22 protein-coding genes are annotated in these 21373 nt (G+C 33.4%); 4 read left to right on the top strand and 18 right to left on the bottom strand.

All coding sequences use genetic code 11. The features are described from left to right. Window positions 1-85 precede the first annotated feature (85 nt). The 6 genes from ASE40_RS03235 to ASE40_RS03210 form a co-directional block, all read right to left on the bottom strand. Entirely contained in the window at window positions 86-799 is a 714-nt protein-coding gene (locus ASE40_RS03235) for a 3'-5' exonuclease (protein WP_057115360.1), read from the bottom strand. Window positions 800-891: 92 nt separating this feature from the next. Next, entirely contained in the window at window positions 892-1368 is a 477-nt protein-coding gene (locus ASE40_RS03230; RefSeq protein WP_057115359.1) for a methylated-DNA--[protein]-cysteine S-methyltransferase, read from the bottom strand. 156 nt (window positions 1369-1524) lie between these two features. Next, window positions 1525-2346: an SDR family oxidoreductase gene (locus ASE40_RS03225; RefSeq protein WP_057115358.1), complete on the bottom strand. Its 822-nt coding sequence runs from the start codon at window positions 2344-2346 to the stop codon at window positions 1525-1527. Window positions 2347-2507: 161 nt separating this feature from the next. Further along, window positions 2508-4898 (bottom strand): M28 family peptidase, encoded by a 2391-nt coding sequence (locus ASE40_RS03220; RefSeq protein WP_241774315.1) that lies wholly within the window; start codon window positions 4896-4898, stop codon window positions 2508-2510. 16 nt (window positions 4899-4914) lie between these two features. Continuing rightward, window positions 4915-5262: a hypothetical protein gene (locus tag ASE40_RS03215; protein WP_057115356.1), complete on the bottom strand. Its 348-nt coding sequence runs from the start codon at window positions 5260-5262 to the stop codon at window positions 4915-4917. After that, window positions 5259-6788, bottom strand: a complete 1530-nt coding sequence (locus tag ASE40_RS03210) for a bifunctional GNAT family N-acetyltransferase/carbon-nitrogen hydrolase family protein (protein ID WP_057115355.1) — start codon at window positions 6786-6788, stop codon at window positions 5259-5261. The genes ASE40_RS03215 and ASE40_RS03210 overlap by 4 nt, the downstream gene beginning before the upstream one ends. 177 nt (window positions 6789-6965) lie before the next feature. Between ASE40_RS03210 and ASE40_RS03205 the strand changes: the two genes are divergently transcribed. After that, window positions 6966-7298, top strand: coding sequence for a single-stranded DNA-binding protein (locus ASE40_RS03205; RefSeq protein WP_057115354.1), 333 nt, complete (start codon window positions 6966-6968; stop codon window positions 7296-7298). A 262-nt stretch (window positions 7299-7560) separates the two neighbouring features. On the opposite strand, the gene ASE40_RS03200 is transcribed toward ASE40_RS03205, so the two are convergent. The 10 genes from ASE40_RS03200 to metG all read right to left on the bottom strand — a co-directional run bounded on the left by ASE40_RS03200 (window position 7561) and on the right by metG (window position 17295). After that, window positions 7561-8253: a DUF2461 domain-containing protein gene (locus ASE40_RS03200; protein WP_057115353.1), complete on the bottom strand. Its 693-nt coding sequence runs from the start codon at window positions 8251-8253 to the stop codon at window positions 7561-7563. A gap of 88 nt (window positions 8254-8341) precedes the next feature. Further along, the gene (locus tag ASE40_RS03195) at window positions 8342-8527 is read right to left on the bottom strand and encodes a hypothetical protein (protein ID WP_029271150.1); all 186 of its coding nucleotides are present in this window, start codon (window positions 8525-8527) and stop codon (window positions 8342-8344) included. A 79-nt stretch (window positions 8528-8606) separates the two neighbouring features. Then, complete coding sequence (locus tag ASE40_RS03190; protein WP_057115352.1) at window positions 8607-9125, bottom strand: ferritin; 519 nt, start codon at window positions 9123-9125, stop codon at window positions 8607-8609. Between the two features lie 213 nt (window positions 9126-9338). Then, entirely contained in the window at window positions 9339-10463 is a 1125-nt protein-coding gene (locus tag ASE40_RS03185) for an OmpA family protein (RefSeq protein WP_057115351.1), read from the bottom strand. A 179-nt stretch (window positions 10464-10642) separates the two neighbouring features. Next, on the bottom strand, window positions 10643-12037 hold the full coding sequence (locus ASE40_RS03180; protein WP_057115350.1) for a hypothetical protein: 1395 nt from the start codon (window positions 12035-12037) through the stop codon (window positions 10643-10645). Between the two features lie 32 nt (window positions 12038-12069). Then, window positions 12070-12699, bottom strand: a complete 630-nt coding sequence (locus ASE40_RS03175) for a chloramphenicol acetyltransferase (RefSeq protein WP_057115349.1) — start codon at window positions 12697-12699, stop codon at window positions 12070-12072. Continuing rightward, the gene (locus ASE40_RS03170) at window positions 12699-13406 is read right to left on the bottom strand and encodes an HAD family hydrolase (protein ID WP_057115348.1); all 708 of its coding nucleotides are present in this window, start codon (window positions 13404-13406) and stop codon (window positions 12699-12701) included. The genes ASE40_RS03175 and ASE40_RS03170 overlap by 1 nt, the downstream gene beginning before the upstream one ends. Before the next feature lie 141 nt (window positions 13407-13547). Next, window positions 13548-14435, bottom strand: a complete 888-nt coding sequence (locus ASE40_RS03165; RefSeq protein ID WP_057115347.1) for a DMT family transporter — start codon at window positions 14433-14435, stop codon at window positions 13548-13550. A gap of 115 nt (window positions 14436-14550) precedes the next feature. Further along, a complete protein-coding gene (locus ASE40_RS03160) occupies window positions 14551-14826 on the bottom strand; it encodes a hypothetical protein (protein ID WP_057115346.1) in 276 nt (91 codons plus the stop codon). Window positions 14827-15159: 333 nt separating this feature from the next. Then, entirely contained in the window at window positions 15160-17295 is a 2136-nt protein-coding gene (gene metG / locus ASE40_RS03155) for a methionine--tRNA ligase (RefSeq protein WP_057115345.1), read from the bottom strand. A 577-nt stretch (window positions 17296-17872) separates the two neighbouring features. Here metG and ASE40_RS03150 point away from each other — a divergent pair. The 3 genes from ASE40_RS03150 to ASE40_RS03140 all read left to right on the top strand — a co-directional run bounded on the left by ASE40_RS03150 (window position 17873) and on the right by ASE40_RS03140 (window position 20091). Continuing rightward, window positions 17873-18100 (top strand): CDGSH iron-sulfur domain-containing protein, encoded by a 228-nt coding sequence (locus ASE40_RS03150; protein ID WP_057115344.1) that lies wholly within the window; start codon window positions 17873-17875, stop codon window positions 18098-18100. Between the two features lie 135 nt (window positions 18101-18235). Beyond that, window positions 18236-19372 (top strand): DinB family protein, encoded by a 1137-nt coding sequence (locus ASE40_RS03145; protein ID WP_057115343.1) that lies wholly within the window; start codon window positions 18236-18238, stop codon window positions 19370-19372. 152 nt (window positions 19373-19524) lie between these two features. Then, a complete protein-coding gene (locus tag ASE40_RS03140) occupies window positions 19525-20091 on the top strand; it encodes a hypothetical protein (RefSeq protein ID WP_057115342.1) in 567 nt (188 codons plus the stop codon). Between the two features lie 44 nt (window positions 20092-20135). Here the strand turns inward: ASE40_RS03140 and ASE40_RS03135 are convergent, their stop codons facing one another. Together ASE40_RS03135 and ASE40_RS03130 are read right to left on the bottom strand one after the other, a co-directional pair. Then, entirely contained in the window at window positions 20136-20585 is a 450-nt protein-coding gene (locus ASE40_RS03135) for a protease complex subunit PrcB family protein (RefSeq protein ID WP_057115341.1), read from the bottom strand. A gap of 213 nt (window positions 20586-20798) precedes the next feature. Next, window positions 20799-21236 (bottom strand): SMI1/KNR4 family protein, encoded by a 438-nt coding sequence (locus ASE40_RS03130; protein ID WP_057115340.1) that lies wholly within the window; start codon window positions 21234-21236, stop codon window positions 20799-20801. Window positions 21237-21373: the final 137 nt, after the last annotated feature.

Here is a 21373-nt window from a genome sequence, read left to right as displayed (position 1 = left end):
GGAATTATTTTAAACCATAAAAGTTATATCAGTTCATGAAAAAACTCAGCATCTTAGAACCTCAGTACCTAAGCACCTTGAAAAACTACACATGAATAATCTCATCATCAATCAATAGATCTTCGCGTCGCAAACGAAGGAAAATCTGTGCTACAGCAATTGTATCTTTTTCGCAATAAGTTACAATTCGATCAATATCTTTTTCGACATAATAGACATGGGCAACTTGACTTCCATCAATATCGCCTTTTGGCGATGGGACACCGAGAATCTTGGTTAATAGCTTTAAGGAAGTAAAATGTTTATAATCGCCAAACTTCCATAATTCTAAAGTATCTAAATGTGGAATTTCCCAAGGTTTTTTTCCAAATAAATTCAGTTTATCCGGAATTGGCATTTGGTTAATAATCATTCTTCTTGCAATAAACGGAATATCAAATTCTTTTGAATTGTGACCGCACAAAAGATGCTGCGGCTGATTGAAATGATTATTAATGAGATTCGAAAAATCTTTCAAAATCTTCTTTTCTTCACCAAAAAAGGAAGTAACCCTAAAATTTCGAATATCACCTTTAATGGTAAAAAAGCCAACCGAGATACAAATGATTTTTCCAAATTCGGCCCAAATTCCAGCACGTTCGTAAAATTCTTCTGCAGAGAAATCGTCTTTTCGCTGATATTGCGTTTTCAAATCCCATAATGACTGCATTTCTGCGTCAAGCGAATTGAAGTTTTCTTCTTCTGGAACGGTTTCTATATCAAGAAATAAAATGTTGTTAAGGTTTATTTTTTCAATCATTTTTAGACTTCTTAGATATTTAGAGGGTTAGACTTTTAGATTTTAGTATTGAAACTTGTACAAAGTTGCACAAAATTCTTACGATATGAAAGTTAGAATAAACTTTGTTGTGCAGATGGATTTTCGTGTTCCAAAAGCCATTTCTTGCGGGACAATCCGCCGGCGTAGCCTGTTAGCGATCCATTTGTTCCAATAACGCGGTGACAGGGAACAACAATCCATAACGGATTTTTACCATTTGCCGAAGCTACAGCGCGAATCGCCTTTACATCTCCCAATTTTTTGGTTTGATCCATATAACTTACTGTTTTCCCAAATGGAATTTCTAATAAAGATTTCCAGACTTTCTGCTGAAACTCGGTTCCTTTTGGATTTAGTTTGAGATCAAAATCCGTTCTTTTGCCTTCAAAATATTCATTTAACTGCAAAACGGCTTCTTGTAAAACTTCTGGAATTTCTTTTGAAACTTCATTTGAACCTACATCAGAAACTGAAATTACAGCAATACCATTTTCATCGCCAATAATTTTGGTGATTCCTAAAGGCGAATTGATGTAGACTGTTTCCATTTTTTTAACCGCAAAGGCGCTTACTTTATCGCAAAGTTCGCAAAGTTTTTTTAAACCATATAAGTTATTGAAGTAATTTAAGAATGATTGTCATCTTGAGCGAAGTCGAAGGCTTCTGAAGATGGCTTCAACTTCTCTCAGCCTGACATTCAAGTTTTAATATTCTTTTAAATCAAACTTATAGTTTAAAATAGTTTCGATTTTTTCACTCGAAATGACCTTTTTAATATTTGACATTTCAAAGCTGAATTTCGGCAAAATTAAGTTTTGTTCTTTTGCTTTTTGTGTATAATATTCCTCTCTTGTTGGATGGAAAGGTGCAGCAGCATTAAAAACTTCATTCCATTTGGACTGTTTTATGATTTCTTCTATGATTGAAATGCAATCATTTTGATGAATTAAATTTACAGGCGCATCTGGATTTTCAAGGTTTTCTTTTCCAGCTAAAAACTTAACTGGATGACGGTCTTCGCCAATCAATCCGCCGAAACGTAGAATTGTAGTTTCGAAATTTGGATTGTTTTGAAGAATTTTTTCTGCTAAAAGCAGTTGTTTGCCGCTTTCTGTTTCTGGATTCGGAATGGTTTCATCTGTAACCAATTTGTTGTCATCTCCATAAACAGAAGTTGAACTCACAAAAAGTACTTTTGAAACGCTGGATTTTTCTATAAACGGAATTAGATTTTGTATTTTTCTCACGAATGTCATTTCGAGAGTAGTCGAGATATCTTGATTTCCTCGCAATTTTGGTGGAATATCTATAATTAAGATTTCGCTTTCCGCTAAAAAAGTATCGATGTTTTCAGAAACTTCGTCGGCTTCAATTGTAACCAAAAACGGATTGATTCCAGCAATTTCTAAAATTGAAAGCTTATTTATTGAAGTTGTTGACCCTTTGACTGAATTTCCATTTTCAATTAACTTTTTTGCTAAGGGAAATCCTAGCCATCCGCAGCCTAGAATACTAATTTTTGTCATTTTTTCGAGGTTCAAAGGTTCAAAGGTACAGAGGTTTTTGTAACAGATTGAAGGATTAAAAAAAGATTTTTTAATACCATCTGAAGATCTTTGCCCAATAAAGATTAGAAATATTAAAAAATTGATAAAGAAAAAGGCAGATTTTAAATCTGCCTTAAATTTTATTGTGGTACTGCGACTGGTTTTATGCTGTCTTTTGGAATAGCTAGACTGTCTTTAACAATAACAGGTTCAATAGGTTTTATTGGTGCTACGTATCTTTTTATTTTCTGCTGTATTAAAACGGCATCATTTAAAACAAAAGGAGTCGGCATCATCCAGTTTTCCCTAGGTTTAATATTAAATAATGGATTGCTTAGTAAATCAAATGAGCTTTCTATTAAATCCATATCAAAAATAGACGATTTGTTGATGTAAAAATCCATTACAAGCGGTTCATTTCCGACAACATAATAACGTAGAATTTTACTGTCTTCTCTTTGTAAACGGTTGCCTTTCTCTCCTAAAGTTGAAACGCCGTTGGCTTTAAAGTTGTAAAAGGTCATTTTAGGGTTAGCATAAATATCGTATCGATTTACTTTTCGGTTAGGAGTAATTTTGATTTTTAGATATCTATTATTTCCAATAACGCTGTCTCTTAAGAATTGAATTGTTGGTTTCGGAATATCGACAACTGGTGCAATTGCACTATGAGTAAAAGTTGTATTATATTTGCTCGCAAGAGGAAGCTTATTTAAACCAACGGCATTTTTATTCTTTTCGCCCAAATAAGATTTGGTCCATTCGTCTAAATTTGTGTCATAAGTTGTCCATACTGCAGAATTATTATCAGCATTGTAAACGTATAATAAGCTGTTAGATTTAGCTTTTCCGTATTCATAATCAGAATGATATCCTGCGTAAATGAAAAATGAGATCGAAACTAGAAAGAAAACAACTGTCCAAACACCTTTTCTTGCGAAATCTCCAAATATTGGCAGTAGCAATCCGAATAGTAAAACAGTTAAAACAGCACTTCCAAATAAAATTTTAAGTCCTAAGCCTATTGGGAACATTACTATAAATGGAGCAACGATTGCTAAAGCAGGAATACTAAAAAGCAGATTGACGCCTAAACTGTAATGTTGTGTAAAAACAAATATTCCGAATAAAAGTACTCCGAAATAAACTGGAATAATTAAGAAACCAGCACCTGTCAAGCTGTTTGCTAAAAATGCATTGATGATAATCCAAAGCAGTAAAGGTGCCACAAAATGATTCATCGTGATTTTGGCCTCGGAGAAATGATGATAGAAAGCAAAACAAATTGCAATGCTCAAAGTTACAAATGCCCCAATATATGCGTGGCCATTGTAGGTAAAACCATTTAAAAGATCAGAATACTGAGGATAAATTTCCAATATCAATTTCCATCCTAAAAATGTCACCAAACCAGCGATTATAATTGAACCTAAAAGCGGTACAAATCCTCTAAAAATTTCTCTAAAAGTGATTATTCTTTTTACTTTTCCAATAAAGATAAATAAAACTAATAATCCGAAAGCAATTAATGTCATTGGCATTACCCAAGCAAATGGGTAACTGATAAATGAAAATGGAGCACTGAAATAAACATCGTCTTGAGTAGATTCTGTCTGATTTAAATCAATATTGGTTAAGTATTTCAGCAAAGGCATTATGTAAGTACCTTGATGCGCTAAAGTCGTTTTGTTTAGATGCTGTACATCGTCTTGCTGTGTGTGATAGTTGAAATGCCCATCGATAAAAGCAAAATTGAAACCTTGAATATTTCCTTGTTCTCTAAAAACAGTTAAGTCAGTATCATTAGGAAGCATTTTGTAAATACTGTACATCAACGAATTGGAAACGGGATGTGAAGTTTTTGCTTTAGAAAATTCTCTAACCAGCGCTTCGTTTCCTTTATTGGTTTCCATTAACATATAACTAGGGCCAGAAGATCCTCGAGCTTCAAAGTTTAATGCCAAACCAACATCTTTTGCCCAAGGATGCTGATTGACGAATAATGCAGCTCCATTTAAACCTAATTCTTCGGCATCAGAAAATAATATGATAATATCATTTTTTTGAGGATGTTTCGAATATAAAAAAGCACGAACTCCTTCTAAAATTGTGGCAACACCAGAAGCATCGTCACTTGCACCTTTTGAGAAAGAATGCGGTGCACTGTCATAATGTGAAAGCAATAAAAGGGCTTTTGTATTGTTAGTTCCTTTAATTCTGGCCAGAATGTTTTTGGACTTTACTAAAATACCTTTATCATTTAGAGTAAAACCTTCCTGAACGCTAGTTTCTAAGCCTATCCTGTTTAGTTCGAGTTTAAGGTAATTGGCAACTAATTCGTGATTGGTTGACCCGACATAATGAGGTTTCTGTGCAATAATTTCTACTTGGTTAAGCGCTCTCTCGGTTGAGAATTCCGCAAGCGCTTCATCGTCTTTAGAAATTCCTTGAGGCATCATGGTAATGTATATAATGCCTAATAAAGCTAAGACACAGGCTATGGCTAGAATTGAGGTTTGGTTTTTTCTCATGGTTAACAGATACTAACTATATTTCTTTTTTAACAAGCATAAAATAATCATTGTCCAAGGAACGATAACCTTGGTCGTACAAGAAATAATATGTATTTCCTGTTTTGGTTTGCAAAATATTGGTAAAAAACTCAAAATCAAAGCCTTTTGTTAACAATTTGTCTCTAGAAGCCTTTGATTTTCCATCTACATTTAGCTCTGCCAAAATACGGTAATTTTTGCGTAACTTGTTGTTTATATTTCGCATGAAATTAGTACTATCTTTATTTATTTTATTATTGTAAGCATTACGGCAGCTGTCTGAGCAGAATTTTTTGTCTTCGCGGCCGACAATTTTAGCTGAGCATTCCAGGCAAGTTTTCATGTATTCAATTTTTTAATTTCATAAAGATCTGTTCTACGGTCTTTTAATGTTTTTACGCTTCCATGTTCGTGAAGTTCTTTTAATAAATTCAGATCAACATCTACAATTAAAGTCATTTCTGTGTTTGGAGTTGCTTCTGCTTTAATTCCGTTACTTGGAAAAGCAAAATCAGAAGGAGTAAAAACAGAAGACTGCGCATATTGAATGTCCATATTATTCACTTTCGGAAGATTTCCTACGCAACCTGCTATGGCTACATAACATTCATTTTCAATCGCGCGTGCCTGCGAACAATGTTTTACACGTGTATAACCATTTTGTGTATCCGTCAAAAACGGGACAAATAAAATATTCATTCCTTCATCTGCTAACAGCCTGGAAACTTCTGGGAATTCGACATCGTAACAGATCAGAATGCCAATTTTTCCACAATCGGTATCAAATGTTTTAAATTGAGAACCGCCTTTCATTCCCCAATGAATCACTTCATTTGGCGTGATATGAATTTTAGTATACATTTCTGAAGTTCCGTCCCTTTTGCATAAAAAACCAACATTGTAAAGATTTCCGTTTTCTAGATACGGCATACTTCCTGTGATAATATTGATGTTGTATGAAATGGCAAATTCCTGAAAACGCTTTCTAATGGGATCAGAGTGGCGTGCCAGTTCACGAATCGCTTCTGCTTCAGATAAATGATTGTAGTCGGCCATTAAAGGCGCAATGAATAATTCTGGAAACAGTGCAAAGTCAGATCCATATCCCGAAACGGCATCAATAAAAAATTCAGCCTGCTCAAACAATGCCTCAACATTATTTAGCGGACGCATCTGCCACTGAATCAATCCCAAACGAATAATATTCTTCTTCAGATTAATCAGTCTTGGACTTTCATCGTAGTAAATATTATTCCACTCCAGTAAAACAGCAAATTCTTTTGATTCTTCATCGCCTTCCAAGTAATTTTTGATGATTCGTATCACGTGAAAATCATTGCTTAACTGGAAAGAAAGCACTGGATCATATAATTCTTTGGTGCGTACTTTTTCGATATAAGTTTTAGGAGACATTTTTTTGGCGTGTTCCCTGTAACTTGGAATTCTACCAGCAAAAACAATTGCTTTTAAGTTTAGTTGCTCGCAAAGTTCTTTTCTCGCATCATACAATCGGCGTCCCAAACGCAGACCTCTGTAATTTGGGTGAATAAAAACATCGATCCCGTATAAGATTTCAGCATTTTTATTATGTGTAGAAAATTTATAATCACCGCTAATCTGCTGGTAATTGTGTTTTTTGTCTACTAATTTTTCATCGACAATAAGCGATAATGCAGAGCCCACAACCTTCCCATCAACTAAAATTACCAATTGCCCTTCTGGAAAAATAGAAAGCAGTCTTTCAATATCATCAGATCCCCAATACGAATCGGCCATTTCTGGATACGATTCAATCATCGATTTTTTTAGTTGTTTATAGTCTTCAATTTCTAAATTTCGTAACTCGACTTTATTAATTTTTGCCTGCATATAGTAAGATTTATCTCAAATATACAAAAAAGAATTTCCATTTACAAACGCTTACAAATAGTTATAGTCGATAGTAAATAGTTACTAACCGACTGTAATTGTTGAGTTGTATCATCTTTGCACTGTTGAAGTTGACGAACAATTTCAATTTATAATAACAATAAAATAATATACGCCATGAATGCAATGAAAAACAGAGTACAATTAATTGGGAATGTAGGGAATAATCCAGAAATTAAAACATTAGAAAGCGGTAAAAAGCTAGCCCATTTAACAATTGCTACAAACGATGTTTACAGAAATGAGAAAGGGGATAAGGTAGAACAAACCGAATGGCATCGCGTAACTGCGTGGGGAAAAACAGCCGAAATTATCGAAAAGTTTGTTGTAAAAGGAAAAGAAGTTGCTATTGACGGGAAGTTAACGCATAGAAGTTATGACGACAAAAATGGAGAAAAAAGATATATTACAGAAGTTGTAGTAAATGAAATTTTACTGCTAAGTAAATAAGCTTTAGATTGATAATTAATAGAAAATAAACCCGAAAGGTTTTAAAAAACTTTCGGGTTTAAAGTATTTTCATTCCGTAGGAATGTCTCATCGGTAGAAAAAAATGTAGATTGCTCATATACGTTCCATAGGAACGTGTGATTAACGGTGCTATTTTCGTAAAAAACAGATGTCCCTACAGGACACAATGCACAACAAAATATATTTTTTCTACCGATGAGATATTCCTACGGAATATTAAATGTAGAAGTAATTCCCGATTTTATAAGATTGAAACGCCATTAGCATCCGTTGTAAGCACTTCGCTCATATAATCAAAAAAAGGTCTCATGTTTTTAAAAGCATCCAAAGCCTGTTCTAAAAAATTTGGACTCAAGACTTCTTTATCTGTAAATCGTTTGATGACCAAAAATTGTTTGAAACGCAGCAAATCGATCGCAGGATGATCTATATCAAAACCTTTTGGAGCTGTTTTCAATTGTTCGCCCTGTAAAGTTCCAAAGTTGCTGATAAAAGATTTTGAGTGGAGTATGTTCTGAAAAGTTTCAGGATCGTGGGCAAATTCTGTTCGTATTCGTTTTAAATCTGCAGCGTTTGGTCCCCAGAAACCTCCAGCAAAAAAGCTGTTGCCTTTTTCTAGATGAAAATAATAACCGCCGCGTCTTGCCGCTGTGGCACGTGTATAACTGCCGCCCCAAAAAGTTTTAAAGGGAGTTTTATCTTTAGAAAAACGAATGTCGCGGTAAATTCTGTAAACACTTTTTTTGCCTGAAGCATTTTCTAAAACATCGCTTTTAGAGAGTTCTTTAAGTAAAGCGCCTGCAAAATTTTCAATATGATTTAGTTCTATTAAGTATTGTGGCTTATTGATTTCAAACCAAGGTTTGTTATTATTTTCTTTGAGCTGAACCAGAAAATCAAGACTCGATTTCGGTATTGTAACGTGGTTTTCCATAATTGAATTAAAAAAAATCTGAAGAATTGACTGCAATTTAAAACTAAAAAACCCACCAGAGAAATCTAGTGGGTTTTTCTATATTTTGTTAAGCGGTTTTTTTGAATAAATCAAACATAGGACAGCGTGAGCAGCGTTTCTTTTCGCTCTTTTTATATTTCTCACAGCAAGAAGATTTGCAATTTTCAATCTTCTTAATTTTATCAAGGATATCTTTGTTTTTCTTTTTCTTTTTATCCTTTTTCTTGTCCTTGTCTTTTTCTTTCTTGCTCAATTTTCCTCGGTATTAAAAACAGAGGCAAATATAAAAGAAAAAAGTTATTTTTAAATATTCTAAATAAACTTTAACTTTTTTATTTAGGATTAATAGCGATCGAGCTAGTAACTGTTAACTGCTGAATATCACGGTCGAATAAATACAATCCGCCTTTATCTTCACCAATCAAGTTGATTTTATCTAAGATAGATTTAGCTGTAGCTTCTTCTTCAATTTGTTCAGAAACATACCACTGTAAGAAATTATGTGTTGCATAATCTTTTTCTTCAAAAGTTATGTGTACTAATTCGTTGATAGATTGCGAAACAAAAATCTCATGATTGTAAAGCTCCTCAAACATTTCCTTAAATGTAGAATATGTTATTCTAGGTGCTTTTAGGTCTGTAACCTGAGCATGTCCTCCGCGTTCGTTAACATACTTAACCAATTTAAGCATATGTGCGCGCTCTTCATCTGACTGTGTGTACATAAATTGAGCGATTCCCTCTAATCCGTGTACTTCAGCCCAACAAGCCATAGAAAGATAAGTTTGTGAAGATTCTGCTTCTATGCGGATTTGCTTGTTTAAAGCCGATTCAATATTTTTTGATAGCATAATACGTGTCTTTTTTGTAAAATTAAGAAAAAAAGACCAACAAAGAAATTGTTTAAATGCTTTCGGATCTATTCAGATTCAGACTAAATATAGAACAGTAATGCTTTTTACTTTTTTTAGTATTATGTAATGGTTTGAAAATAAGATTGTTGAAATTTTATAAAAATAAAAAGCCCGAATTAGAATTCGGGCTTTATTACTATTCAAAGTTGTTTATTTCACAATAAAAGTAACTCTTCTTGCTAATCTTCTAGCTTCATCAGAATCTTTTTGGATTGATGTATCAGCTCCGTTAGCAATAACATTCAAACGAGATGAAGCAATTCCTGCTTTCTCAAAAATTGTTTTTATATTATTTGCTCTAGCGTTTGATAATCTTTCGTTGTATTCTGCTTTTCCAACTTGATCCGCATAACCTACAAGGTCAAGTGATGCAGATGGATTTTTTCTCAAGTAATTTAAAACAACGTCGATGGCTGCAGTTGAGTTTTCGATTGGAGTTGTTTTGTTGAAATCAAAGTACACACTGTAGTACTTATCATTGATCATTCTTTTGATCAAATCATTATCAACTGGCTGTGCTTGTTTTTCGATAACTACTTCTTTTTGTGCAGGAATCTTTTTGATTTGTGACTCAAGATCTGCTATTTTGTTTTCTAATGCTGAAAGATCAGTATTATCTGTAGTCATTACAGTCCAATCTGCATGCTTAGCATTTTTACCCAAGTAAACATTCAAACCAATAGTACCATTGAAAATTAATCCAGAAAAACCTCTGTTTTGACCAACGTAAGCGCCGTCAAAAGTATGATCTTGTGTTGAATTTAAAATTGTAGAGAAATCTCCCGTTAATGCAACTCTGTTTGATAATCTAATCTGACCTGTAACACCAGCAATAAAGTTTCCAACGATATCTCTTTCAGTAAAATTATCTGATTTTAATTGACCTACACCAAAACCTGCATGCCCTAATAAACCAAATGTATTAGTCCATGTTTCAAAATTCATGATACGTCCTAAGTTTGCAACTGCTTGTAAATCTATTCTATAGTATTTTGAATCAAAATCTATAGAATTACTTTTCGCAGTAAAACTATTGTATCCAAAATCAGCTTTCAAACCAAATTTGTTATTAAACATATAACGAACTCCTAAATCACCAACCCAAGGGCTTGGCGTATCTGTAGAGTAACCCGCTGAGAATGGTCTCTGAGGTTTTGTCAAACCACCGTTTAACTCTATAGACCACTTATTAAATCTAGTAGCGTTGTTTTCAGTTTGAGCATGTAATCCTGTTAATCCAAGAGCAAATGCGAGGGTCATTACAACTTTTTTCATTGTTATTGATATTTTAAATTTGGGGTCAAAACAACGATAAATTGTAAGTAAATACTTCCTCTAAAAGTCAAAAAGATATTAGAATAAGGTATATAATGGTGCTTTTAATCAATTTAAAAAGCTTTTATAAAGCGCAGAAAAAAAAGCCTTTTTGTAGTAAGTAATTGAGATTGATTTGTTTAGTCAAATCCATCTGTGAATTTTCTTAAAACGTATTCTTTTGAAGTAATGTTATAATAACCCAGAATGCTGTAATTGTTTAATTTCAGAATGTTTGGGAGAGAGACTTCTTTATGAGTGTCCATAAAATAATAAATTTTATCTGAGGCGAGAGGTTCATGTTTTTCTGTTGTTAGTTCCAGTTTTTTAGTCCAGACACTTTCAAAAAAAACAGAATAATTACTTTCTATATAATAGTTACGAGGAGGAAAGTCTCCAAAAAAATCATCGAACATATTAAAACCATTCATAGATATGGCCTTTGAATCACTGCCAGTTCCACCTAATGTGATAAAAAGATTCTTTTTGTTTTTAAACACAGAAAGACCAGCATCAACAGAAGCTAATTCTTTTAAAAATTTACTTGTTTTCTTAATTTCTTTAGGCTGTCTATTTTCTATTTGCATTAATAAAGGAGAATTATTAAAGCGGATAGTGTCATTTTTTGAAACAGTAAATGTCTTTATTAATTCGCCAGAATCGTAATCTTTGATATCAAATAGAAGCTCATCAGAATTGACATTAAACTGATAAAGTTTGTTTTCGTGATAAAAAGAATTTGAGGTTCTTGCATTTTTATGACCGAGCGGCTGCATGAATGTCTTCTCTTTGATTTCCAGATTGTCCAAATTGATATCAAACAACTGCGTTTTCCTGAGACTTTGATCTAAAGTCAGAATTAAGCGATTTGGAAGCGTATATAATTTAGTTTTTGCAACCACTTTAAACAGCGGATTGTATTCCCCAGAATCCATTTTCTCAATCGGATTTTCATTCAAAATTTGATTGAATGTCTTTTGCTGTGTTTTTCGATCGCGAAAAATGAAAGGAGAGAAGTCGAGAAACCTTTCTTCGGCCATTCCATTTTTAAAGATATAAGCAGTTAATGCCTGCTTATCTTTATATTTCATCAATAAGTAAAAATTATTGTCTTTTTGATATTGAGTAACAATAGATTGATTGTCAACAGGCAAAGCAAATTTTAAAGCTCTGGTTGTTTTATTTTCAAAGTAGTATTTGATAACTATAATATCTTTTTGTTCAGGCGATAACCAATATACTGTTGGGTTGCCATCTTCACTAAAGCTGTATCCCAATAAAGATCTGTTTTCGACATATTGACGGCTAGTTACAAACTGATCTTTTAAAAAGAAAGCACTATTGTATTTTAGAATCGTAAAATTATTGGGAGATGCTATAAAAGCAAATACATCATGTGTAGTAGTGTTTTCTGCGTTTAAGAGCTCACATTGATCTTGTACATTTTTGAAATCTATAGGATAAGAAGTTAACACTGTTTGACTTATCGAAACAGTGCTAAAAATTATAGACAGAAAAAGAAAGATTTGTTTCATGTGTTTCTAGCGACAAAAATCATTCCATTAATTTATTGATTCATAAGCTCTTGAAAAAGATCTACAAATTGACCTACATGCATTCCGTCCATCAAACCATGATGTACATAAACCGCCATCGAGATGGTTCTTTTACCCGTTTCAGATACCATCATTTTTCCAAATGAAATTTTCGGACAGCTGTCAGGATATGTAAAACTTCGCGCATGCGTAAGTGATGTAAAATTCAACCACGGAATTGCAGAAAAATGTATGAGATTATCATCATCAAATGATCTGGTAAAAAGTCCTGTTGTATTTTGAATGCGTTCGATTTCTTTTAAAGCGATTTGCTCGAAAGTTTTAAAATCGGGATGATATTCGATTAATGAAAATCCGAAAGTTCCGTCTTCGCGCCCAATTGTTGCCGATGCATCTACGCGATCATTAATATAAATCTGCTCTCCTGAAATTCGATATTTAAAATTTTCAACTGCATTAACAGCGGCTAAAGTTTTGTGTAAATAGAAAATGAAAAAAGAAGCGTTCATACTTTTTGCGGTCTCATACGCTTTTGTACAATCGATTTCGACAGTTGCACCAAAAAACGGTTCTTCCATCTGTTTAAAATGAACAAAATGCTCCTTTCTATTCCAGTTTTCTAAGTCTAAAAGTGTTTTCATTATAGTAAATTAGGAACAACTTCTGCAATAGTATCAAAGGAACTAAAATGCTGGTGTTCTACTTTGTGATTTATTTTTTCGTGTTCCCAAGTGGTGTGAAACGGAATGTGAACGGCATAACCGCCAATTCCCAAAACTGGAAGAACATCTGATTTTAATGAATTTCCGATCATCAAAAATTCATGTGCCTGAATGTCTAAACGGCCCAATAGTTTTTCATAATCAACTTCTTGTTTGTCTGACATTACTTCAATATGGTGAAAATAATGCCCTAAACCAGAACGATGCAATTTGCTGTGCTGATCTTTTAAGTCGCCTTTTGTAGCAACAACTAATTTGTATTTTCCGTGTAAAGCCTGTAATGTTTCTTCGATTCCGTCCAAAAGTTCAATTGGTTTTTCAAGTAATTCTTTTCCGTATTGAATGATTTTTTCGATTACTTCAACTGGAATTGTATTATTTGAAATATTCATTGCAGCTTCAATCATCGAAAGAATGTATCCTTTAATTCCGTATCCGTATAACGGTAAATTGGCAATTTCGATTTTGAATAATTCCTGAGAAATGCCTTGATGCGAAAGATAATCTTCCATCAAAGCACAGAATTTATGTTCGGTTTCCTGAAAGTAAGGTTCGTTTACAAATAAAGTATCATCGGCATCAAATGCGATTACTTTTAAATTTGGTATTTTGCTTTTATGTAACATAGTTTTTTTGTTTCAAGTTTGAGGTTTCTTTTCAAGTTTTTGCCACGAATTCCACTAATTTTCTCGAATTTTTGCCACAGATTATTAAAATGATTCTTTTTAAATCTGCTCAAATCTGCTGAATCTGCGTGAAAACTAAATCTAATTCTTTGAAAACAGTCTTTTTAAAGAAATTGTTTTATCGTAAAAAGTAATTCGGATTCCGAAAAGTAAAACGATTCCGCCGAAAACCATTTGTAAAGTTATTTTTTCTTCTAAAAACAACCAAGCTAAAATGGAGGTAATTACAGCCTGACTCAATAAACTTAAAGAAACGCGGGTTGCGCGCATATGTTGTGTTGCGTAACTTATCGAAAGCCAGGCACACAATTGACAAATTACCGCCTGAAGTATTAATACAAACCAGCCTGTATTGGTAAAACCTGTAAAAGGCTCGTTTAGCGAATAACACAAAATTCCCAAATAAATACTCGAAGCCATCAAACTAATCGTCATAAATGATAAAACATCAACTGTTGAAAGCACATTTTTGCTGACCAAAAGATAAATCGAATATAGAATTCCAGATAAAACGGCAAAAAGGAATGCTTTATCAAAGTTTAAATCGATAAAAAACTCAAATCCAACTAAAGTGATCATTCCGAATAAAGCGACCAATGTTCCGATCCAGAAATTTGTGGCAGGTTTTGCTTTCAGAAAAAAGAAAGAGCCAACACCAACCCAAACTGGAGATAAATTGGTCAACAAAGAAGCCTGAGTCGCGCTTGATTCCTGAATGGCGATATTCCAAACCGCAACATCCGAAGAAAACAAAATCCCGCAAAGCGCTGCTAAAAGTGTAAATTTAAGAGTCGGAAGTTTGAAGTTTTTACTTAAAAGTACGTAAGGCAATAACAGAATCACAGCAAAAAACATTCGGTAAAAAGCCGAAATTAATCCTGGTGTTAAACGTAATTTTACCAATATCGGGAAAATAGATATGCAGAGTATACCGCAGATTAAAGCTAATCTTGGTTTGGTGAGTTTCATTTAATGAATTTTAGTCGTGTATTATTTTTCAAAGATAACTGAGAAAACAACTATTTTGAAAGCAAAAAGCGTGAATCGATTAAAAATAATAATTGATTAACGCTTTTTTGTTGTTTTAAGCAGCTATAAATTTACTGCACGCTTTCTGAATTTGTTTATCCGAAAAAGGTTCGAGTGTTTTGGCAAGCATTTTGCTGATTTTGATGCACTCCATCATTTTTGATCTTAGCTCTTTGTCATCTCCCAAGTCTGTTTCAAGAATTCTCTTGAAAATTTCAGACAGATAATTGGGCTGTTCTCTAAAATCTCCTTCAAACCAAAGGTCTGACAGGAATTTTGCCATCGATGGCATTACATCGTGGTGTGTCGGTTTTTGATTTTCTCTTTGCATATCGAAAATATTAAACGCACGAAACCCTCGCTTTAGATGTGCAAAAATACCCCAGAAGGATAGATTTCCCGAGTTTCCATAGGGCCATCATGGCGAGGGTTCGCTTATTGTTAACTTTTAATAAAGTTCAGAATTACTTCTGAAGTATTTTTGCAAGACAAACTTACAAATATAAATTTATAAAAAGAAAGAAAAATCTTATTTTAATCTGGTGATATTGTCATTTCGAGGAACGAGAAATCGCACTAGAAACTCAACAAACATTGCATGAATCTCGCGTGCGATTTCTCGTTCCTCGAAATGACAAACGATATATTTACTGTCTAAATCAGTTTAATTTACTGTAGCTCCATTCGGCGCATCAGCATCTGGATTTACAAAAACCAATTTTCCTTCAGCATTTGTTGTCATCAAGATCATTCCTTGACTTTCAACGCCGCGTAAAGCTCTTGGCGCTAAGTTTGCTAATACAGAAACACGTTTCCCGATAATTTCTTCTGGAGAAAAACTCTCAGCAATTCCTGAAACAATCGTACGAACGTCAATTCCAGTATCAACTTTTAATACTAAAAGTTTGTTTGCTTTTGGCATTTTTTCAGCTTCCAAAATTGTTCCGATACGAATATCCATTTTCGCAAAATCCTCAAACTGAATTAAATCTTTTTGTGGTTCTGCTTGTTTGTTTTCAGCAATATTTGCGGTTTTTGTCGCTTCCAATTTATCTACTTGTTTTTGTATTTCTTCGTCTTCAATTTTAGCGAAAAGCAATTCTGCTTCACCAATTTTATGTCCTGCCGGAATTAAATCTGAATTCTCAGAAATGTCATTCCAGCCTAATGTTTTCTCAATTACAATGTCTTTTGGATCGCGGTCTTTCTCTTTCAAAAACTTACTGAATCCAGCAAAATGTTCTTTAAGATCACCTAAATTCAAGATTTTAGAAAGTTTAGAAGCTGTAAAAGGTAAAAACGGCTCAGCTAAAACGCTCAACGCAGCAGCAATTTGCAATGCCACATACATTTGAGTTTTTACACGCTCTGGATTGTCTTTCATTACTTTCCAAGGCTCTTCGTCTGCAAGGTATTTATTTCCTAAACGCGCAACATTCATCAATTCGCCTAAAGCTTCACGGAATCTGTAACGCTCAACAGAACTTGAAATTACAGCTGGATACGCTTTTAATTCGGCTAAAGTTTGTTCGTCAACTTCTGTAAATTCATTTGGCGTTGGAATAACACCATCGTAATATTTATTGGTTAAAACCACAACACGATTAATGAAATTTCCGAAAATAGCCACTAATTCGTTGTTATTTCTCGCTTGGAAATCTTTCCATGTAAAATCGTTATCTTTTGTTTCAGGAGCGTTTGATGTTAAAGCATAACGCAAAACATCCTGCTTATCTGGAAACTCTTCTAAATATTCGTGTAACCAAACTGCCCAGTTTTTAGAAGTCGAAAGTTTGTTTCCTTCCAAATTCAAAAACTCATTTGCAGGAACGTTGTCTGGTAAAATATAGCTTCCTTCAGCTTTCAGCATCGCTGGGAAAATGATACAGTGAAAAACAATATTGTCTTTCCCAATAAAGTGAACCAGTTTGGTGTCTTCATCTTTCCAATATGGTTCCCAATCTTTTCCTTCGCGAGCTGCCCATTCTTTCGTAGACGAAATATACCCGATTGGCGCATCAAACCAAACATATAATTTTTTTCCTTCGGCACCTTCAACCGGAACATCAATTCCCCAGTCAAGGTCACGCGTTACGGCACGAGGTTCCAATCCGCCGTCGATCCAAGATTTTACTTGTCCGTAAACGTTAGGTTTCCAGTCGTTTTTATGTCCTTCTAAAATCCATTTGGTTAAGAAATCAGAATAACGGTCTAAAGGTAAAAACCAGTGTTTTGTTTCTTTAAGAATTGGAGTTTCTCCAGTAATTGTCGATTTCGGATTGATTAAATCAGTCGCATTCAAAGTAGATCCGCAATTTTCGCATTGATCACCGTAAGCTCCTTCATTACCGCATCTAGGGCAAGTTCCAACCACAAAACGGTCAGCTAAAAACTGATCTGCTTTTGCATCGTACAATTGCTCTGTTACTTCTTCAATAAAATCACCATTATCATACAGTTTTCTAAAAAATTCCTGAGCCGTATCATGATGAATTTTCGCCGAAGTTCTAGAATAATTGTTGAATGAAATTCCGAAATCTGCAAACGATTTACGGATAATTCCATCATATTTGTCAATAACTTCTTGTGGTGTAATTCCTTCTTTTTTGGCTTTCATCGAAATTGCAACGCCGTGTTCATCGCTTCCGCAAATAAATGCTACATCTTTTCCCTGCAATCTTAAGTATCTCGAATATATATCTGCAGGTACATAAACCCCCGCCAAATGCCCAATATGAATAGGTCCATTGGTGTAAGGTAATGCCGCTGTGATCGTATATCTCTTTGGATTCTGTGTCATAACTCAATTTTATTGAGTGCAAAAATAAGCAATAGATTTGAGATTTTAATATTACATGAAGATTCGCACGTAATTTCGCAGAGTCACGGGAAGAAAAACACAGAGATTCGCTAAGTTTTTTAAAGTAAATCGAATTAATCTCGCAAAGGCGAAGAGTTTTTTTATGCCACAGATTAAAAGGATTATAAAAGATTTTAATTTTAAGTACTAATTGCCTCTAGCTTTAGCTGGAGGTTGTAATTCTATTAATTTATATGGCTTTAGCCAAATGCTTGTTTTGGGCTAAAGCCAATTTAGTGCGTTCTTATTATAATTACATCCAGCTAAAGCTGGACGCAATTCAAAAAAACTTTGCGGGACTTCTCCCGAAGTCTCGGGATCGCTCAGTCTGACAAAAGAATAAAACCTTTGCGACTCTGCGCCTTTGCGAGATTTTTTACCCTAACAATAAAAACCTTTGTGAATCTCTGTGCATCTCTGTGGTAAAACCAATTAAAATAGAACCAGTTTAAACTACGTTTACCACTTATAAATAAAGATATATTTCGCAATCTTTGCACTCGAAAAAAACAAGTTTATGAGCAAGACAAAATTAATCATCAATAAAAACGGATCTATTAAAATCGAAGGGGATTTTGAAATTATGGATCCAGAAGGAGTTCTTTACGGTTTACAAGGAAGATCTGCACTTGGACTTTGCCGCTGCGGATTATCTGCAAACAAACCATTTTGCGATGGAGGACACAGAAATAATTTCGAACACGATTCTGTTGCGTTTGACTTACCGCCAATGAAAACTAACTAAAATTCATTTAGGTTAAAATATCTTAAAACCGCATTCTATTGGGAGTGCGGTTTTTTTGTGCATTATTTTTTATAAAAGTAAGTTATTACTTAAAGAAACAAATATTACATTTACTGCAACTTTAATTTTCCAAAAATGAAAAAACTAATAATACCACTGTTGTTTTTGTTTTTCAGCGCCAGTTACGCTCAAACACAAAAAACGATATCCAGCGATTGGACGTCCTTCAATCAGACCATTGATATTCAGACTGCTGTTACGAAAAAATTTAAGGTAATTGCTTCAGTTAAAGCAGAAACTACAGAGCCAACGGCTTGGGCTGGAGTCTGGGCGAGAGTTGATACTAAAAATGATGAAGAAGGTTTTTTTGATAATATGCAGGACAGACCTGTAAAATCTAAAGAATGGAATTCTTATACCGTAGAAGGAACTTTAGATAAAAACAGCAAATCATTGAGTTTTGGAGGTCTTTGTATCAATAACGGAAAATTCTATTTTGACAAATTCGAATTATGGATTGAAAATGATAAAGGTGTTTTTGAACCTTTAACGGTTTTAAATTCAAGTTTTGAAACTGCTGTAAAGAATGGAGATATTCCGAAATGGAGTTTAGGAACCTCAAAAGATGCTATTGTTAAAGTAAAGGAATATAAAATTACCTCAGATAAATCGAGCGTCGACGGAAAAAGCAGTTTATTATTAGAAGGAAGCGGCATTAAACCAAGACCCGAAGCCAGAATAGGAAATGTTGAAGGAGCTTCACCAAAGATTGCCGACATGATTTCGATGCTGGAAGATCTTAAATCTCGTGTCGAAAGAACGGTTAAAAACATGAGTCAATATGAAATTGATTATCTTCATGATGAAGAGGCGAATCGAATTGGAGCTTTGGTTATGCATTTGGCTGCAGCCGAAAAATACTATCAGGTTTTTACTTTTGAAAACAGGGATTTTAATGAAGAAGAAAAGAAAATTTGGAACAACGCTTTAAATTTAGATCAAGGCGGACGTGACGAATTTAAAGGTCATGATATTCAATATTATTTGGATATTTATAATCAAGTCCGTGCCAAAACTATTGAAGAATTAAAGAAAAGAGACGATGCTTGGTTTGCCCAAGTTCAGTTAAAATATGATATGACCAATCAATATTGCTGGTTTCACGTAATGGAACACCAATCGAGTCATTTAGGTCAGATTTTATTTTTGAAAAAACGAATTCCGCCAGAGAAACCGCAACAAAAAACGCTTCCACAGGAAATTAAGAAGTAAATAGATGAAAGCTGCATTTTTTAAATGCGGCTTTTTTTTATCAAAAGAATTTGGATGAACTGGATAAATCGTTTAGAATAATTTTATTTCTAAACGCATGTTTTTAAATTAATTGATTTAATTTTAGTTCGGTATAAATAATACTGTTATTTATGGAAGAACTAACTCATGTCAAATCAATTATCGGAATCATTCTGGGTTTGAGTTTAACACATCTCATAAAAGGATCCGTAATTTTTATTCAGCATCCGGGACGGAAGAAATTTTACTTTGTACATGCCTTATGGGTGTTTTATGTATTCTTGATGCTGATTCATTTTTGGTGGTGGGAGTTTAATCTGAAATTAATTCACGAATGGTATTTTGTAGATTATTTCTTCATCATCTGCTATATTTTGATTTACTATCTTCTTTGTGCAATTCTTTATCCTGATGATTTGGTTGATTACACAGGTTACGAAGATTATTTTTATTCGAGGAAGAAGTGGTTTTTTTCGATTCTGGCGATAAGTTTTGGAGCCGATATAATCGATACCGCAATTAAAGGAGGAGATTATTTTTTATACAATCAAACCGAATATTTTGTTCGGGTTATAAGTCATATTATTTTATGTTTCGCGGCAATAAAAGTCGATAATAAAAGGTTTCATAGTATTCTAGTAGTACTTTTTATTGCTTACGAACTCTCTTATATTTTGAGATTGTTTAATGTTGAATAACGAACGTTGATGAGCTTCAATAATTAAAGAAATTACGATTTTGATTATTGCTCAAAAACAACTTTTTTGGTTGTTTTGGCCATTTTTACAATGTCATAAGGTCTAGATAATCTCGAACTAAGATCACCGTTTTTTAGTTTTTCGACCTTTACAATTATAGTGTTACGATTCTCAGACATTTCGACAACATCTATAGAATGTCCACCGCCTTTTTGGGTTTTGTCAATAATTGCAATAATTTGATATTTATTGAAATCAATATTAATTTCTTTCAAATCTTGGGTTAAATTATTAGCCGCATCCATTTCGTTTATTAAACTATTCCAAGTTTTAGCATCTTTAATAACTAAATGTCTTTGAGCGACGCTTTTGTCATTCGGAAAAGAATCTCCTTTACCCACCAATGAGTATTGCACATCAGACTGCGGCAAATCGTCATTTTCGCAGCTTGTGAGAGCAAATAGAATCATTAAAATAAGTAAAATCTGTTTCATGGTTTTGGCTTTGGCAATAGAGTTTTGCTGTAAAGCTCTATTTATTAAACAGATGATTTTTTTCTAAAATGGTTGCGTTAAAGATGGTTTCTTTTTAAACCTATCACCTTATTTAATATAAATAACGTGAATTTTTGTGAAAGATTGTGTGTTTAGCTAAGAATATTAAAATTAGTACAGCATCTCAATCAAAGTTTAAAATTTGAGTATGATCTACAAGATCTCTTTGCCATTTTCATCCATAAGCATTTGTTCTCTAATATAAGCTTGAAAAGGCTTATTAGTATAATAAAGTTCTCCACTTTCATGCCAAAATTCAACAACATTTGCGTCATTTTTATCAAAGTCAAAACCAGAGAAATCACCAGAATAATTATCTCCAAAGAACCAAACATTAGATTTCAATTCGTAATAATTATTAAGCCCTAAATCTTCTAAATCAAACAAAGATGATGAGATATTAAATTGACATTCTCTAAAACTACCCGAACCAATTTCTTGTAAATAGATCAGGTAATCTTGTGGTAGTTTTGGATATTTTAAAAGAAGATTTTTAATTTGATCTTTGTTTAAGATTTCTCTCTCATTTTGCTTATCGTTATTGTTTTCAACTTTTTTTAAGAATTCTTTTTCTAAAGTATAATTTGCCATCATATCAATTTTAAATAAATCAGTTTTAAGATTAATGCATATCTAAGGCTAATATTTAAATTAATTCTTTTAAAAATTCAAAGTTAGTGTTATTTTTCTTACTTATAATTACTCGGTAGTTTTTCTTAGAATGAAAG

Source organism: Flavobacterium sp. Root935 (assembly GCF_001429295.1).
Classification (GTDB): domain Bacteria; phylum Bacteroidota; class Bacteroidia; order Flavobacteriales; family Flavobacteriaceae; genus Flavobacterium.
This window is presented reverse-complemented; position numbering and strand designations above follow the sequence as displayed.

Excerpts from the sequence above, each read along its gene's own strand:
- ASE40_RS03235 (WP_057115360.1), bottom strand. The coding sequence starts at position 799 with ATGATTGAAAAAATAAACCTTAACAACATTTTATTTCTTGATATAGAA.
- ASE40_RS03230 (WP_057115359.1), bottom strand. The coding sequence starts at position 1,368 with ATGGAAACAGTCTACATCAATTCGCCTTTAGGAATCACCAAAATTATT.
- ASE40_RS03225 (WP_057115358.1), bottom strand. The coding sequence starts at position 2,346 with ATGACAAAAATTAGTATTCTAGGCTGCGGATGGCTAGGATTTCCCTTA.
- ASE40_RS03220 (WP_241774315.1), bottom strand. The coding sequence starts at position 4,898 with ATGAGAAAAAACCAAACCTCAATTCTAGCCATAGCCTGTGTCTTAGCT.
- ASE40_RS03215 (WP_057115356.1), bottom strand. The coding sequence starts at position 5,262 with ATGAAAACTTGCCTGGAATGCTCAGCTAAAATTGTCGGCCGCGAAGAC.
- ASE40_RS03210 (WP_057115355.1), bottom strand. The coding sequence starts at position 6,788 with ATGCAGGCAAAAATTAATAAAGTCGAGTTACGAAATTTAGAAATTGAA.
- ASE40_RS03205 (WP_057115354.1), top strand. The coding sequence starts at position 6,966 with ATGAATGCAATGAAAAACAGAGTACAATTAATTGGGAATGTAGGGAAT.
- ASE40_RS03200 (WP_057115353.1), bottom strand. The coding sequence starts at position 8,253 with ATGGAAAACCACGTTACAATACCGAAATCGAGTCTTGATTTTCTGGTT.
- ASE40_RS03190 (WP_057115352.1), bottom strand. The coding sequence starts at position 9,125 with ATGCTATCAAAAAATATTGAATCGGCTTTAAACAAGCAAATCCGCATA.
- ASE40_RS03185 (WP_057115351.1), bottom strand. The coding sequence starts at position 10,463 with ATGAAAAAAGTTGTAATGACCCTCGCATTTGCTCTTGGATTAACAGGA.
- ASE40_RS03180 (WP_057115350.1), bottom strand. The coding sequence starts at position 12,037 with ATGAAACAAATCTTTCTTTTTCTGTCTATAATTTTTAGCACTGTTTCG.
- ASE40_RS03175 (WP_057115349.1), bottom strand. The coding sequence starts at position 12,699 with ATGAAAACACTTTTAGACTTAGAAAACTGGAATAGAAAGGAGCATTTT.
- ASE40_RS03170 (WP_057115348.1), bottom strand. The coding sequence starts at position 13,406 with ATGTTACATAAAAGCAAAATACCAAATTTAAAAGTAATCGCATTTGAT.
- ASE40_RS03165 (WP_057115347.1), bottom strand. The coding sequence starts at position 14,435 with ATGAAACTCACCAAACCAAGATTAGCTTTAATCTGCGGTATACTCTGC.
- ASE40_RS03160 (WP_057115346.1), bottom strand. The coding sequence starts at position 14,826 with ATGCAAAGAGAAAATCAAAAACCGACACACCACGATGTAATGCCATCG.
- metG (WP_057115345.1), bottom strand. The coding sequence starts at position 17,295 with ATGACACAGAATCCAAAGAGATATACGATCACAGCGGCATTACCTTAC.
- ASE40_RS03150 (WP_057115344.1), top strand. The coding sequence starts at position 17,873 with ATGAGCAAGACAAAATTAATCATCAATAAAAACGGATCTATTAAAATC.
- ASE40_RS03145 (WP_057115343.1), top strand. The coding sequence starts at position 18,236 with ATGAAAAAACTAATAATACCACTGTTGTTTTTGTTTTTCAGCGCCAGT.
- ASE40_RS03140 (WP_057115342.1), top strand. The coding sequence starts at position 19,525 with ATGGAAGAACTAACTCATGTCAAATCAATTATCGGAATCATTCTGGGT.
- ASE40_RS03135 (WP_057115341.1), bottom strand. The coding sequence starts at position 20,585 with ATGAAACAGATTTTACTTATTTTAATGATTCTATTTGCTCTCACAAGC.
- ASE40_RS03130 (WP_057115340.1), bottom strand. The coding sequence starts at position 21,236 with ATGGCAAATTATACTTTAGAAAAAGAATTCTTAAAAAAAGTTGAAAAC.